The sequence below is a fragment of the Shewanella sp. FDAARGOS_354 genome, from assembly GCF_002209245.2.
Taxonomy (GTDB): Bacteria; Pseudomonadota; Gammaproteobacteria; order Enterobacterales; family Shewanellaceae; genus Shewanella; species Shewanella xiamenensis.
This window is the reverse complement of the sequence record NZ_CP022089.2, coordinates 2984669-2998378: the sequence shown is the minus strand read 5'-3', so window position 1 is coordinate 2998378 and position 13710 is coordinate 2984669. Positions and strand designations below refer to the sequence as shown.

Here is a 13710-nt window from a genome sequence, read left to right as displayed (position 1 = left end):
CCCCAGAATTAAGGGCGCTTTTTTATGCGCTGAGCTGTGATAGACTCGAGCTCTTTTCCTGTTGTACGCAGAGCCTTTTTATGTCTATACAAGATTCAGTTGAGTGGCACATTCTTAAATTTAATCAATTAACTGCCAACACCTTATATGAAATCCTTAAACTGCGAGTCGATGTGTTTGTGGTCGAGCAGGCCTGTGCTTATCCAGAGCTTGATGATAAAGATAGACACCCTGAAACCCAGCATTTAATCGGCCTATCACCTGCGGGCGAGTTACTCACCTATGCCCGTATTTTGCCTCCGGGGCTGAGTTATCCCGAGGCCAGCATTGGCCGAGTGGTGGTGTCACCTGCTGGACGAGGTAAAGGATTGGCAATGCCGTTGATGCAGCGGGCGATCAAATCTGCACTCAGTACTTGGCCCAAGGCGGGGATCCAAATTGGTGCTCAGGATTATCTGAAAAACTTCTACCAAAAACTCGGGTTTAACATCTGTTCTGAAATGTATTTGGAAGATGGCATTCCTCATATCGACATGCGCTACCAGCCTAAGTAATCTAGTTTTAACTAGCTGAATTTACATCTTATTAAGGAAATCAAATGACTACTGTTGCGGACTATAAAATCAATCAACAACAACTCGTTTGCGTCGCGAGCTTTTTAGCTAAGGAAGGCAAAACCGAGGCCTTGATTGCGGCGCTCGCCTCGCTGATCCCCGATACACGCCGTGAAGCCGGTTGTATTCGGTATGAGCTCAACGTCAGCCGTGATGAACCGCGCCGCGTGACCTTTGTGGAGAAGTTTGTTGATATTACTGCCTTCGATGAGCACTGCGCTAAAGAGGCTATTCAACATTATTTCCACCAAGTGATGCCTGAGTTGGTTGAGTCGTTCCAAGTCGAAACCTATCATCAGGTCATCGTCTAAGTGTTTTACCGTGTTATCGCTTAATAAACCTTATGTCGTCAGTAGAATGTATTAATTTACATTGTCTTTGCAGTTTATAGCATTGTATCAGGAGATTTTATTGGTTAGCTTACTGTCTTCGCTATTCAATGCCGCAACAAAATGTTAAAAACCAATTAACTCACGGATGTATACAATGCTAAAAACATGGACACTGAGCCTTATTCCCCTCGTATTTCTCGGTTTGAGCGGTTGTGCATCGACAAATGCTGATACTAACTCTAACTCGAAAGTTACAAATACTGCTGAAAAGAAAGCTGCCAAGGAGTGTGACAAAGTTGCATCTATTGGCTCCAATATTGGACGTTGCAAAAAATAACATCCTGAAGCTTTGGGTTATAAGCATTCTCAATTCAGCTAAATCTGCAATCAATTAGATCAAATTTGTGCGACTGTCTGGTTTGCGATCAGCAGCTACTGATTGACTCCTAAAACACCTGATGAACCCCATCGGGTGTTTTTATTTAAAGGTGTAATTCGGCGGTTAATCGCTCAAAGGAAATGGCAAAACCTGACGCATCAATCAGCTTTATTTATTAAAAATCAATTGTTTAATTTTTTGTATGGTTGATGTTTAAGAGTATGGTGCAGAGAATTGAGCTTAACTTATTAGATAATACTGATATTGAGTTGATTCAATCAGTCGTCAAGAGTTGTAATGGAAGAATTTGGCATTACAGTAAGTAGGCTTATCAAACTGTAATGCCAAAATTTATCGCGGGCAGTACTAAGCGTTATTTTGCCGCTTGATATACCTTAATTCGATTTCTTTCAAACGACGATTAAAGTCTTCTAAATGTGCCAACATGGCGGCTTCGGCTTTGGCTTCATCTTTTTCGATAACGGCTTGAACGATAACATCGTGTAAGCCTAAGGGATGGATTTCATCCGTTGGTGGCTCAAACTTTATTGTTTGATTTTTAAGTAAAATCAATAGTGATTTTACAATTGCCTCTAAGAAACGGTTGCCTGACATTTCTGCTAATAAATAATGCACTTCAGAGCGTAAAGCGACAGTCTCGGGATATGCGTACGAGTCATTTTCATGTCGCAATGCTTCATGCAGCGCAATTGCTTGTGCTGGTGTGCAATTTTTAGCTGCCATTCTGGTGACTTGAGGTTCAATCAAAATGCGCGCTTGGCATAATTCGGGGAGTGATAACTTTCCCATCATAAACATGTCATGGCAGGCATCACTTAAACGCTCAAATGTCAGATGTTTAACAAATGCACCACCCGTTGCACCTTGGCGAATTTCTACCAAGCCGCTCGCTTCAAGGCTCTTAATGGCTTCCCTGACAACGGTTCGACTCACTTGGAATAATTCTATGAGTTCGCGTTCGGATGGTAGTTTATCACCAGCTTTATAATCGCCACCTAAAATAGCATTTTTTAGCTGTTGTCCAACTTCACTAGATGCTTTTATCTGCTTAATTGGCTTGAAGTTATGCACTAGTTTGCCCTCAATATGCTTAGTTCCGCCATCTTAACATAAAAGTACTTTTGAGGCAGAAAATGTACTCTCGCATTTCCTATATTAGTGATTAAAAAACATTCATTTTTGTTGATCGAAGTAACATCTCTATAAATTTCGCAACTAGTTTCTCATATTTGTTCAGTCTTCATTGTTAAGTAAGGTTATACGTCATACATTTCTCCAAAGTGGTTTGGAGTCTGTTTCTTAACCAGTATAGGCATGGCAAACATGTCAACTAATAACAGGAAGATGATGATGAAAATGAAAAGCCTATCTTTTTTTGTGCTGTCTGCTCTTTCTGTATCTGCGTTCGCAGATACAACGATTGATAAAATGTTTAGCGATGGAACTGTTAAAGGAGAATTGCGGTTATTTGATTTTACGCGTGATTATGATGGCGCAACGAATAAAAAACATGATACGTCATTAGGTGGGCTGTTTTATTATAATACTGCTAAAGTTAACGGAATTAGTTTTGGTACTAGTTTTGCCTCTGCTAATCCTATTTGGACTAATGATTCTGATAGTGTTTATGGTTTGGTTGCTCGAGATGAAAATGGCGACCATGATAGTGTCAATCGATTACAAGAATATTTTATTCAAGGTGATTGGTGGAATACTAAATTTAAACTTGGAGCTCAAGAATTAAGAACTCCGATGATGAATCCTCACGATATTAGAGCCATTCCAAGAACCTTTCGTGGTTTTTCTGTTGAAAATAATAGCGTAAATAATCTCACTCTTTCCGCATTGTATATTACGGATTCAATGGGATGGTCTGATAACAGCTTCATATCGGTTAAAGAAGCTGTACAAAGTGAGCTAGCCAGAGCGGGTGTGATTACTGAGGTGGCAGATAACCCTGTTTATGCTCTGGGTGCTAAATATCAGTTACCTTTCGAAGCGGTCAAAACCGAGGTTAATCTTTGGCATTACCGCATGGAAGATGTTTTTAATCAAACCTATGCAAAAGTAAAATTTTCCACTGACATCAGTGCAGTTAATTTTTATCTCACTCCATCTTACTTAACTCAGAAAGCAACGGGTGATGAAACTGGCGGCCCACTAGACACATATCAATATGGTTTCCATCTCGGTGCCAAGTTTGCTGGTGCTGATATCACTTATCTATATGCTAAAACTGGTGATGACACTGTGCTCTGAAGGATCCCCTCATAAATCAGCCATAGCATAGCCATATTTGAGCAACTGATTGGCGAATAATACCCAGGCCGCCAGCAATTCTTTCTCCGTGATTTGATAATCAGGCCGCCTGAGTACCTCCAATCCCAAGCGAATCGTTGAGAGTACCGTTCGATGCCCAATGGTATTGGCCTGAAAATGCTTATCCCAGCCCTGTTGCTGTGCGTGTAAACCAACTAGCCACAACAGGCATTGAACCATCAACGCTATCAGTAGGATGATGTCGAATCGCTCTGGACTGTTGGTACGACTTTGGCGTAAGCCAAAGCCGTATGCCGGGCTTTTGAGGTCACGAAAGGTTTCCTCTATTTGCATACGTTTGGCGTACAGGTTTACCAGCTGCTTTGGGCTCCGAGATTCTGGTGGTAAATTGCTGGCTAACACCCAAGGCTCTTTCGCCGATGTTGAGTACGTTTTTGCCGATGGATGGTGGCAATTAGTCCTCGTTGAACGCTGATTTGTACGCCCCTTAGGTTTGCTACGATAAAGCGTGAGATGGCAATTGATAGGGTTAGTTTTGGTCAAGGTCTTACAACCCAGGCTCTTCGCTTGACCGTTGGCCAAGTCATGTGTACTGCGAACTGCACGCCAATTTTCAGCGCCAATATCTGCAAATTGAACTGTACCGCGAATACGGCTTAGCCAAAACCAACCATGCGCCTCAACCTCTTTGTACCAAGGCACTTTGAACCCCGCGTCAGTCACGATGAGAGGGGTAACATGCAAAGGTAAAATCTTGGCTAAGTCCGCTAAAAAACCGTTGTGGGAGGCCTTAGAGCATTGTTCTGATAGGGGATAGGACTTCTCATACAGGGTAATAGAGCGGCCGTTGAAGGCTATTGAGGCGCGCAGAGCCATGATGCGTTTATGCTCTCGGATGTCTGACCAATCGACGAGCACAATCGGCATAGGGTTACCAGAACAGATGAGGCTGGCATGCCATTGGTAGACAGCTAACCGTTCTTGATGCAGATGCGTGTTGCCGAGCAAACGATCAATGCGCTTGATGTTGTGCTTGGTTCGGGCCGTGGTTGGTAAATTTCGACCTAACTCAGTCAAGGTCAGTGTCTTACATTCAATCAGCGCCTTAGAGGCCAGCATCAAGCTGTTTAATCGTTTTAGGTGAAGTTCTGGGCAGTATTGGTGTAAAGAATGTAGTAGGATATTGGCTTCGCGCATCTTGTTGTCCAAGTGTAGTTTTTGGCGAAACCATTTGATCATGCAACAAGATGCGCTTCCACCCTAATTTGATGATTTATTTGTAAATCATCAGGGGATTCTTCAGCACTGTGCTCACTCCATGGGGAGATGAAAACAGGGCGACCGCATGAGTGTCTACATTTTAACCACATGACTAAAACCAGCGCTTAATACCTCCTCTAGCATGGTTGTGCTCATCATGCATCGCTTTTGTTTACCAACAATGCTTAGCTTGGTTGGCTCTGCTCGAAGCATATTCAAACTCATATGGCGTAAGCAAGACAGATTTTCTGCACCATGACCTTTATATATCTGGCACGCATCTTCATTCATGGTGACATCAAGCACCCAGTGCATTGACTCTATGCCCCAGTGGTCTCTGACTGCTACCGCAGCTTGCTCTGCACTAAGCGCTTTGGAACTGATGTAATAACGGTACTCTAGCTCGACAGATTTGCCTTTCTCAAAGCGGAAGTTTTCAACCATGATAATGTTCTTCAACCCTTTCCAGCGAGAGAAGTCACCATCAAGGTTGGTACTGGCCAAAACATAGCATTGGCGAGACTCTATACGTCCATGCCCCTGTTCAAGGTTGACAGTGTCTGCCACATTGGCTCGCTGAGATGAGAATGCTTTTTCCATCGCTTGTCGGAGTTTTCCTTGATTGCTCTTTACTGCAAGCAAGTAATCACCACCTTGCTCTACAATGGCTTTGGCTATACTAGTCTGACAAGCCATTGCATCAATGGTGACTAGGGCTCCCCTGATATCAAGCATCTTTATCAGCTCAGGAATGGCCGTTATTTCATTACTCTTTTGCTCAGTTTTTAACTGTCCCAACACAAGTTTGTTTGATGATGCATAAGCACTGATCATATGGATAGTGCTCGACCTATCTTCGCGATTGTATGAGCCTCGAAGTGTTTTTCCGTCGATCGCAACGACTTGACCTTGGGTAAGAGTATGTACTGACGACATCCAGTTGATGAAGCACTCATGAAACGACTCTGGTTCAATCGTCGATATTATGCGAGCAATAGTGTCATCAACAGGAATGCCGTTCACAAAGAGGCCATTACGCTTAAACCAATCATGATGACCGAGAATGTATTCACGAATATCAAACCAGCCTTTCGCGCCTGCAATCACCGCACATAGCGAGCCAAAAAGGACTTCAAACAGGCAATATGTGACCTTTGCACCTTGGCGTTGGTCGATAATCGTTTGAAAATGTTCTTTGAAGTGGTCAATGTGCATGGTGCTCTCCCTAAAAAGGGAGTATATGATCACAGCTAAATGTGATCGTCAAATCGATCATGAATTTGGTTAAAAAGTGTTCGCGATCTCACCCTGGAGATGAAAAAGTGGTTATTCAACAGGTATATCAATCTGCGCGTGCTGATGAAGAAGTCAATGCATTAAAACTAGCCTATGATTTTGAGAAACTGGGCCTTAATGGATTAGAGGCCTATGCATATTATGGTCAATATGATGTGCCAGAAAATGCTGGTAGTGATTTTAGCGAAATGAACTATTCAATTAGTTATAAATTCTCTGGAGCACTTTCCGGTTTAGGGTTAAAAGCTCGTTATGCCACTATTGATTTTGATCAAGGTGAGAATTTCAATGATGTTCGGTTCTATATTAACTATAAATTTACTTTAGGTCATTAGTACTGAAAACTGCTCCCCTGCAACTTTTTAAGGGTATACCATTTTTTTGGGTATACCTATTTTTTCTTGTGAAATGAATTTTAAATTACTTTTTAATTAGATAATTAAAATTAGAGTATTTATCTATTAAATGGTGAGTTTGAAAATAGTCTGAAGTTGCTTATTAAATAAGGTTAGTTTTTCCATAAATTAAATATTTTGTGAAGTACTGCAAAGATGTTGCTAATACCTCTTTTTATGTATTGTCATATGTCATACATTTAATTGTCGATTGATTGGGTGTTCTTAAGTCAACGCAGCGGTTTTTAGCTTCTAAATACACGTAAAAAATCTGGGCACGAATAGACCCAGCACCATTGTGAGTGCAATACCACTCGCAATGAGGGCAAAGGAGTATCAAATGAGTAATAAATCGAAAGAAATTGATCAATACACAGCGAGTGTGCTTCAAAACGGGATCTCTCGAAGAAGTTTTCTGACTCGGGCGGCAATGGGCAGTGGTGGTTTAGCTTTTGCCTCTTTAGGAATGGGGTCTGCCAGTGCTGCACCACTGCAAGTGGGTGCTGAATGTGCCGAGATTGGCGGTGCTGCCTTAAGTTTTTTACCTAAACCTAAACCGATCGCAGATAAAGATATCGCAACGACTCAAACCTTTGACGTTGTTGTTGTTGGTGCCGGAGCTTCTGGTGTTCCTGCGGCATTATCTGCCAGAGAAAATGGCGCCACAGTTGCCTGTTTACAGAAACAAGCCATTCCTGTTTCACAGGGAAACACTGGTGCTGGTATTGATCTGAAAAACAGTGATAAAGCGGCTATTGAGGCGTTAGTAAGCCGTTTGATGGCTGATAATGCTCACCGCTCGCATCCTGGTTTATTAAGACAATGGGCTTACAACTCCGGTGAAGCAGTCACTTGGGTGATTGATCGAATGAAACAAAGTGGTGGCCAAGTGGTCGATCAGGGTACCAAGGTACAACATGGTATTCGTGGTATTGCGGACCAATCTGATCGTTTAAATTTTGTGACCTCATTCTGTGGCCCTAAACCCTACACAACCGGTGATGGTATTCGTGCACTGGCAAAAACAGCGGAAAAGGCAGGTGTAAAATTCTTCTTTAACACTCCTGCACAACAACTGATCCAAGACGAATCAGGCAAAGTGATCGGTGTTATTGCTCAAACTCGTGATGGTAAGTACCACAAATACATGGCGAAGAAAGGGGTCATCCTGTCTTCTGGTGATTACCAAAATAACAAGGCCATGTGTGATTTCTTTATTCCAGATTTGAAAAACTTTGAACGCAAACAAATGGACCGTACGGGTGATGGCTTTGCCATGGCGTATTGGGCCGGTGGGGTTATTGAACCTGTTGGTCATACCAAAATGTTGCATGACTTCGACGCGGGCCCTGCTTCAATGTGCGATATGCCTTTCTTAGCCGTTAACCGTAAAGGCGAACGCTTCGTTAATGAAACAGTTGAAATGTCATTAATGAATAACTACCTGAAAGATGAGTATAACGCGGGACATTACTCTCAGGTATTTGATTCGGATTACATGACACAAGCGAAGGATTGGCCTGGTCATCTTTATTCTCCAGAGGAGCTTAAGGTTTATATGCCTGAAGTGCCCGGCGAGAAAAAAGGTGTATTCCCTTCTTTGACCAATACCTACGCCGCCAACACCTTAGAAGAATTAGCTGTGAAGCTAGAATGTGATCCCAAAACCTTTGTTGCAAGCGTGAATCGTTACAACGAATTGTGCAAAAAAGGTAAAGACGAAGATTTTGGTAAACCAGCCAGCAAAATGGTTCCAGTGCTTAAACCGCCGTTTTACGGCATTCATCGTCGTATGAGAATTTCAACCTTATGTTCAGGAATTCTGGTGAACGAAAATCATCAAGTACTGGATGCGGATGGTAAAGAAATTCCTGGCCTGTTTATTGTCGGCAACTTGGGTGCGGGCTTCTATGGTGGTGTTGATTACCCATTAACAGTATTCGGTCTGTCTCTGGGACGTTGCTACACCTTTGGCTACTTAGCGGGCAAATACGTCGCGAAACTTTAAACGCCAAATTATCAATAGCGGCTGCTTTTAGTTGGCATCCAGTGACATGAATGATGGAATTTAAAAATGAAAAATCTCACAATTATTTTGGCTCTTGTCTTGGGCATTTTCGCAGCAAGTGCGATAGCAAAAGACAATGTTCTACTCGATCAAACCCATGCTGCAAAAGGGATTAAATGTAACAGTTGCCATGGAACAGGAGAGCGCCAAGCTGTGCCTATGCTTAAGTGTGTGCAATGCCATAACACTGAAAAGCTGGCGCTAAAAACTGAAAACCTGAAACCGACTAACCCCCATAACAACCGTCACTTTGCTACCGAGACGGATTGTGCTAAGTGTCACCACGTACACCAAAAGTCAGAAAATTTATGTGTAAGTTGTCACCCAAGGTTTGATTTGGTTACTCCCTAGAACCTTATCAGCATTAACTTGATATAAAGTATTGCAAATCGAAAATGCCAGTTAATGCTAACTGGCATTTCTTTTGGTCGGGTTTCACGACTTTATGCCTGAGTAACCATTTTTTAATCGCCTTTCCAATGGGTTATTTTCGTACCTACATCATCATCTTCAACGGTTAAGGTATTTATTTTTATGTTTGTTTTATTAAGCCAGTGAGTGGTTTCTACAAAAATAACTATACATATATGTTTTTTCATATATATTAAATTCCATATGTAATTTTATCTACCTTTGGACTAAACCATGCAACCTGTCGCATTTTTTAAGGCGCTTGCCGATGAAACTCGGTTGAAATGTCTGCTGCTGATCCAGCGGGAAGGGGAATTATGCGTGTGTGAACTGATGGCTGCGCTGTCTGAAAGTCAGCCCAAGGTTTCGCGCCACTTGGCTCAGTTAAAAAAAGCCCGGCTGTTAGTCGATCGACGTCAAGGACAATGGGTGTTTTATCGGATTAATACTGAGATCGCGCCTTGGTGCCAGCAGGTACTTGCCCAAACCTGTGATGATAACGACATCTTTTTGCAGGAGAACCTGCGTAATCTCTGTCAAATGGGTGGGCGGCCTGAGCGAGCAAAAGCGTGTTGTTAATATAGCTTTTGAAACGTACTGGATTGGAGTTTGTCATGGCGGCTATAGAACAATATGTGGAGCTAACCCCCGATTTTAACGTGCTTTTTTTGTGCACACATAATGCTTGTCGGAGCATTTTAGCGGAGGCTATTGCTCGGCAACTGGCATTGGGGTTGCCACTGACTTTTATGAGTGCTGGCAGCGCTCCGTCGGGCAAGGTCCATCCTATGACCCTGAAACATCTTCAGCTACAGGGGTATTCAACCGCAGGCCTTCACAGTAAAAGTTGGGAGGCGTTAGCTGACTTCTCGCCGGATCTGGTTATCACCGTTTGTGATAGTGCAGCGGGCGAAACTTGCCCTTTATGGCTAGGAAATACCCCGAAATTGCACTGGGGATTACCCGATCCAAGCCAGCTGAACGTTGAAGATCAGGATGTCTTATTTTTTAAAATAATCAGATTGTTAGAGGGACGGATAGGTGCTTTGCTGCGTGTTGATTTAAAGGCCGAGCCTAGGGTTTTATCGGCAGCATTACAGCAAATTGTACTTGCCCACCCGTTAGTCGATTAAGAGGTTTATATGGGAATTTTTGAGCGTTATTTAAGTGTTTGGGTCGGGCTGAGCATTATTGCTGGGGTTGTGTTGGGGAATGTTGTCCCCGGTGTATTTGCTGCTGTAGCCGCGCTTGAATATGCCCATGTTAATTTAGTCATCGCCCTGTTTATCTGGGTAATGATTTATCCCATGATGGTGCAGATTGATTTTTCTGCGGTGAAAGATGTTGGCAAAGCGCCGAAGGGATTGATGTTAACGCTTTTCATCAACTGGCTCGTTAAACCTTTTACTATGGCATTGTTAGGCTGGTTATTTTTCAAGTTGCTATTTGCCGACTGGGTTGATCCACAAACCGCCAGTGAATATATCGCGGGAATGATATTACTCGGTGTGGCGCCTTGTACTGCAATGGTGTTTGTGTGGAGTCAACTGACGAAAGGTGACCCGAACTATACGCTAGTGCAAGTCTCTGTTAACGATATCATTATGGTGTTTTTATTTGCGCCACTCTCGGCATTATTACTCGGTGTGAGCGATATTCAAGTGCCATGGGAAACTCTGTTACTTTCGGTTGTCCTCTATGTGTTATTGCCTTTGATTGCGGGTGTTGCGACTCGAAAACGCCTTGAGACGCGCCATGATACGAGTGCTGTGCCGCTGTTACTGGCTAAACTCAAACCTTGGTCTGTGATTGGGCTACTCGCGACGGTTGTGCTGTTATTTGGTTTTCAAGCGAAGACCATTGTGAGTCAACCACAGAATATTCTACTCATAGCTATCCCTTTGATTATTCAAAGCTATGGCATTTTTATCTTGGCCTATTGGCTAGCCTTAAAACTAAAACTTACCCATGCGATTGCGGCACCAGCGAGCATGATTGGCTCTTCTAACTTTTTTGAGCTGGCGGTCGCTGTGGCTATTTCATTATTTGGTCTGCACTCGGGAGCGGCTCTCGCGACTGTGGTTGGGGTATTAGTTGAGGTGCCTGTGATGTTGTCGCTGGTGTATTTTGCGAATCGCACTCGGCACTGGTTTCAATCTTAATAAATCGCAGGGTGTAGGTCTGCATTGTTTTAAGGAGCGCTATGTTCCAAATATTTACTGATTTTGCGACTTGGCTAGTGTTTGGCGTGTTTGGCCTCGATGCTGGTTCGGCCTTGGGCGACGCAGTGCATTTTTTTGTTGAAGATGTCAGTAAAATTTTCGTATTGCTGGTGGTGATGATTTATGTGATCGCCCTGCTGCGGGCGTCCTTAGATGTTGAGCGAGTCCGCAATTATTTAGCGGGCAAGAATAAGGGCATGGGTTATTTGCTGGGGTCGATTTTTGGCGCCATCACGCCTTTTTGTTCTTGCTCTAGCATACCAGTGTTTTTAGGTTTTACCTCGGCGGGTATTCCCCTTGGGATTACTATGGCCTTTTTGATCACTTCACCTTTGATCAATGAAGTCGCTGTCCTATTACTCATGAGTTTACTCGGTTGGAAATTTACCTTGCTCTATGTGGCTGTGGGGATGGCAGTGGGTATGCTCGGCGGATTATTGCTAGATGCGATGAAGGCTGAGCGTTGGTTGCAATCCTTCGCCGCCGAAGCCCTCGTTCGTGGGCGTCAGATGACAGCATCAAATGCTGTTTCAACGACTCAGCGAGCCCTCTCTTTTTCTGAACGTCACCAATTTGCCAAAGCTGAGGCGATTGATATTTTTGGCCGCGTCTGGAAGTGGGTCATTATCGGCGTAGGTCTTGGCGCTGCCCTGCACGGTTTTGTACCTGAGGGTTGGGTTGAAACCCACTTAGGTCAAGGCCAATGGTGGTCAGTGCCCGCGGCTGTATTAATCGGCATTCCCCTTTATTCGAATGCGACAGGCATTATTCCTGTCATGGAAAGCTTGCTAGCAAACGGTCTGCCAATTGGCACTACGCTAGCATTTTGTATGAGCACTGTGGCAGCCAGTTTCCCCGAATTTATTTTACTCAAACAAGTTATGCAGTGGCGCCTGTTGGCGCTGCTGTTGATTGTGCTATTAACGGCATTTACGTTAGTAGGTTGGATGTTTAATTTTGCAGCACCGTATCTTTAAGGAAATAACATGAAACAAGTCAAAGTATTAGGTAGTGGTTGCGCTAAATGTAGTAAAACCGCTGAAATGATTGCGGATATATCTGAAGAAATGGGTATAGATGTGATTGTGAAAAAGGATGCCGATCCGCAAACCCTATTGAAATTTAACGTAATGAAAACCCCAGCGGTTGTGATCGATGGTGAGTTAATCCACAGCGGCTCAGTACCGACCCGAGATGAAATTGAAGGATGGCTAAGGGAGTAAATTAGTAGCCATTATCATTGAGCAAGACTTGCTTTTGGCCTAGCAATAATCGTCGTTAACAAGATGCGCCATTGTCATCCAATAGGGTTGGCAATGGTGATGTTATCGATTAAGTAAAAAGTCCGTCTTATTCATAACATATTAAAAATTAATAATATAAAACTCACAATCAGCATATTGGAATATCAGCATGGCAATCAAAATCGGCATTAATGGCTTCGGCCGTATGGGGCGTTTAGCCCTGCGCGCGGCATGGGAATGGGATGAGGTGGAGTTTGTGCAGATTAACGATCCCGCGGGGGATGCGGCCACCTTAGCCCATTTGCTTGAGTTTGATTCTGTCCATGGCCGCTGGTGTTATCCCGTGACAGCGAATGCCGATGCGATCCAGATCCAAGATAAAGCCATTCGCACCACACGTAATAAAACGATTGCCGAGACCGATTGGTCTGGATGCGATGTAGTGATTGAAGCCTCTGGGGTGATGAAAACCAAAGCCTTATTACAAGCCTATTTAGATCAAGGTGTTAAGCGGGTTGTAGTCACTGCGCCAGTCAAAGAGGAAGGAGTGTTAAATGTGGTGATGGGGGTGAATCACCAGTTGTACGATCCGGCTATTCATCCGATTGTGACCGCGGCTTCCTGTACCACCAACTGCCTTGCGCCTGTGGTTAAAGTGATCCACGAGCAGATCGGCATCAAGCACGGTTCTATGACTACGATCCACGATATTACTAACACCCAAACCATTCTCGATGCGCCACATAAAGATTTACGCCGCGCCCGCGCCTGTGGTTTGAGTTTAATCCCCACCACTACTGGCAGCGCGACGGCGATTACCCATATTTTCCCCGAGCTTAAGGGCAAGCTAAATGGCCACGCCGTGCGGGTACCACTGGCTAATGCCTCGCTGACGGATTGTGTATTTGAGCTTGAACGCAGCGTGACCGAAGAAGAAGTGAATGCGCTGCTACAAACCGCCGCTGAGGGGGAGCTTAAGGGGATTTTAGGCTATGAAGAGCTGCCGCTGGTGTCGGTGGATTACAAAACCGATCCGCGATCGAGCATTGTCGATGCGCTCTCGACCATGGTGGTGAATGGTACTCAGCTAAAACTCTACGTGTGGTACGACAATGAATGGGGATATGCCAACCGCACCGCCGAGCTTGCCCGTTTAGTCGGTCAGCTTGATGTGCCACGTTAGGAGAG

General features: G+C 43.9%; 16 protein-coding genes. 12 read left to right on the top strand and 4 right to left on the bottom strand.

The genetic code is table 11. The annotated features are described in order from the left end of the window. The first annotated feature begins 80 nt into the window (after window positions 1-80). Window positions 81-554, top strand: a complete 474-nt coding sequence (locus CEQ32_RS13530; RefSeq protein WP_088586194.1) for a GNAT family N-acetyltransferase — start codon at window positions 81-83, stop codon at window positions 552-554. Between the two features lie 44 nt (window positions 555-598). Beyond that, a complete protein-coding gene (locus CEQ32_RS13525; RefSeq protein WP_037413979.1) occupies window positions 599-925 on the top strand; it encodes a putative quinol monooxygenase in 327 nt (108 codons plus the stop codon). Window positions 926-1691: 766 nt separating this feature from the next. Here the strand turns inward: CEQ32_RS13525 and CEQ32_RS13515 are convergent. After that, window positions 1692-2417: a FadR/GntR family transcriptional regulator gene (locus CEQ32_RS13515; RefSeq protein ID WP_088586193.1), complete on the bottom strand. Its 726-nt coding sequence runs from the start codon at window positions 2415-2417 to the stop codon at window positions 1692-1694. Between the two features lie 252 nt (window positions 2418-2669). Between CEQ32_RS13515 and CEQ32_RS13510 the strand changes: the two genes are divergently transcribed. After that, entirely contained in the window at window positions 2670-3605 is a 936-nt protein-coding gene (locus tag CEQ32_RS13510) for an OprD family outer membrane porin (RefSeq protein WP_226871828.1), read from the top strand. A 9-nt stretch (window positions 3606-3614) separates the two neighbouring features. On the opposite strand, the gene CEQ32_RS13505 is transcribed toward CEQ32_RS13510, so the two are convergent. Next, window positions 3615-4823, bottom strand: coding sequence for an IS4-like element IS10A family transposase (locus tag CEQ32_RS13505; RefSeq protein ID WP_088585542.1), 1209 nt, complete (start codon window positions 4821-4823; stop codon window positions 3615-3617). Window positions 4824-4979: 156 nt separating this feature from the next. Further along, window positions 4980-6101: an ISAs1 family transposase gene (locus CEQ32_RS13500; protein WP_088585462.1), complete on the bottom strand. Its 1122-nt coding sequence runs from the start codon at window positions 6099-6101 to the stop codon at window positions 4980-4982. A 59-nt stretch (window positions 6102-6160) separates the two neighbouring features. Here CEQ32_RS13500 and CEQ32_RS13495 point away from each other — a divergent pair, with 59 nt between their 5' ends. The 3 genes from CEQ32_RS13495 (at window position 6161) to CEQ32_RS13485 (ending at window position 8996) form a co-directional block, all read left to right on the top strand. Then, window positions 6161-6517, top strand: a complete 357-nt coding sequence (locus tag CEQ32_RS13495) for an OprD family outer membrane porin (protein ID WP_122040792.1) — start codon at window positions 6161-6163, stop codon at window positions 6515-6517. A gap of 400 nt (window positions 6518-6917) precedes the next feature. Continuing rightward, window positions 6918-8585 (top strand): FAD-binding protein, encoded by a 1668-nt coding sequence (locus CEQ32_RS13490; RefSeq protein WP_037413985.1) that lies wholly within the window; start codon window positions 6918-6920, stop codon window positions 8583-8585. 66 nt (window positions 8586-8651) lie between these two features. Then, entirely contained in the window at window positions 8652-8996 is a 345-nt protein-coding gene (locus CEQ32_RS13485; protein ID WP_037413986.1) for a cytochrome c3 family protein, read from the top strand. A gap of 113 nt (window positions 8997-9109) precedes the next feature. Here the strand turns inward: CEQ32_RS13485 and CEQ32_RS23215 are convergent, their stop codons facing one another. Beyond that, window positions 9110-9244: a hypothetical protein gene (locus tag CEQ32_RS23215; RefSeq protein ID WP_258195922.1), complete on the bottom strand. Its 135-nt coding sequence runs from the start codon at window positions 9242-9244 to the stop codon at window positions 9110-9112. A gap of 46 nt (window positions 9245-9290) precedes the next feature. Between CEQ32_RS23215 and CEQ32_RS13480 the strand changes: the two genes are divergently transcribed. The 6 genes from CEQ32_RS13480 to CEQ32_RS13455 all read left to right on the top strand — a co-directional run bounded on the left by CEQ32_RS13480 (window position 9291) and on the right by CEQ32_RS13455 (window position 13705). Then, window positions 9291-9635 carry a metalloregulator ArsR/SmtB family transcription factor gene (locus CEQ32_RS13480; protein WP_037413988.1) on the top strand — a complete coding sequence of 115 codons (345 nt, stop codon included), beginning with the start codon at window positions 9291-9293 and terminating at the stop codon, window positions 9633-9635. Window positions 9636-9670: 35 nt separating this feature from the next. After that, complete coding sequence (locus tag CEQ32_RS13475) at window positions 9671-10189, top strand: arsenate reductase ArsC (protein WP_088586191.1); 519 nt, start codon at window positions 9671-9673, stop codon at window positions 10187-10189. 9 nt (window positions 10190-10198) lie between these two features. Beyond that, a complete protein-coding gene (gene arsB / locus CEQ32_RS13470) occupies window positions 10199-11218 on the top strand; it encodes an ACR3 family arsenite efflux transporter (RefSeq protein WP_088586190.1) in 1020 nt (339 codons plus the stop codon). 41 nt (window positions 11219-11259) lie between these two features. After that, window positions 11260-12255, top strand: coding sequence for a permease (locus tag CEQ32_RS13465; protein ID WP_088586189.1), 996 nt, complete (start codon window positions 11260-11262; stop codon window positions 12253-12255). A 9-nt stretch (window positions 12256-12264) separates the two neighbouring features. Then, a complete protein-coding gene (locus CEQ32_RS13460; protein WP_037413994.1) occupies window positions 12265-12501 on the top strand; it encodes a thioredoxin family protein in 237 nt (78 codons plus the stop codon). Window positions 12502-12691: 190 nt separating this feature from the next. Then, window positions 12692-13705 carry an ArsJ-associated glyceraldehyde-3-phosphate dehydrogenase gene (locus CEQ32_RS13455; protein ID WP_088586188.1) on the top strand — a complete coding sequence of 338 codons (1014 nt, stop codon included), beginning with the start codon at window positions 12692-12694 and terminating at the stop codon, window positions 13703-13705. Window positions 13706-13710 lie beyond the last annotated feature (5 nt).

What these genes read in the sequence shown, in the direction of transcription:
- CEQ32_RS13530 (WP_088586194.1), top strand. Translation starts at nt 81, where the DNA reads ATGTCTATACAAGATTCAGTTGAGTGGCACATTCTTAAATTTAATCAA.
- CEQ32_RS13525 (WP_037413979.1), top strand. Translation starts at nt 599, where the DNA reads ATGACTACTGTTGCGGACTATAAAATCAATCAACAACAACTCGTTTGC.
- CEQ32_RS13510 (WP_226871828.1), top strand. Translation starts at nt 2,670, where the DNA reads ATGTCAACTAATAACAGGAAGATGATGATGAAAATGAAAAGCCTATCT.
- CEQ32_RS13505 (WP_088585542.1), bottom strand. Translation starts at nt 4,823, where the DNA reads ATGCGCGAAGCCAATATCCTACTACATTCTTTACACCAATACTGCCCA.
- CEQ32_RS13500 (WP_088585462.1), bottom strand. Translation starts at nt 6,101, where the DNA reads ATGCACATTGACCACTTCAAAGAACATTTTCAAACGATTATCGACCAA.
- CEQ32_RS13495 (WP_122040792.1), top strand. Translation starts at nt 6,161, where the DNA reads ATGAATTTGGTTAAAAAGTGTTCGCGATCTCACCCTGGAGATGAAAAA.
- CEQ32_RS13490 (WP_037413985.1), top strand. Translation starts at nt 6,918, where the DNA reads ATGAGTAATAAATCGAAAGAAATTGATCAATACACAGCGAGTGTGCTT.
- CEQ32_RS13485 (WP_037413986.1), top strand. Translation starts at nt 8,652, where the DNA reads ATGAAAAATCTCACAATTATTTTGGCTCTTGTCTTGGGCATTTTCGCA.
- CEQ32_RS23215 (WP_258195922.1), bottom strand. Translation starts at nt 9,244, where the DNA reads ATGAAAAAACATATATGTATAGTTATTTTTGTAGAAACCACTCACTGG.
- CEQ32_RS13480 (WP_037413988.1), top strand. Translation starts at nt 9,291, where the DNA reads ATGCAACCTGTCGCATTTTTTAAGGCGCTTGCCGATGAAACTCGGTTG.
- CEQ32_RS13475 (WP_088586191.1), top strand. Translation starts at nt 9,671, where the DNA reads ATGGCGGCTATAGAACAATATGTGGAGCTAACCCCCGATTTTAACGTG.
- arsB (WP_088586190.1), top strand. Translation starts at nt 10,199, where the DNA reads ATGGGAATTTTTGAGCGTTATTTAAGTGTTTGGGTCGGGCTGAGCATT.
- CEQ32_RS13465 (WP_088586189.1), top strand. Translation starts at nt 11,260, where the DNA reads ATGTTCCAAATATTTACTGATTTTGCGACTTGGCTAGTGTTTGGCGTG.
- CEQ32_RS13460 (WP_037413994.1), top strand. Translation starts at nt 12,265, where the DNA reads ATGAAACAAGTCAAAGTATTAGGTAGTGGTTGCGCTAAATGTAGTAAA.
- CEQ32_RS13455 (WP_088586188.1), top strand. Translation starts at nt 12,692, where the DNA reads ATGGCAATCAAAATCGGCATTAATGGCTTCGGCCGTATGGGGCGTTTA.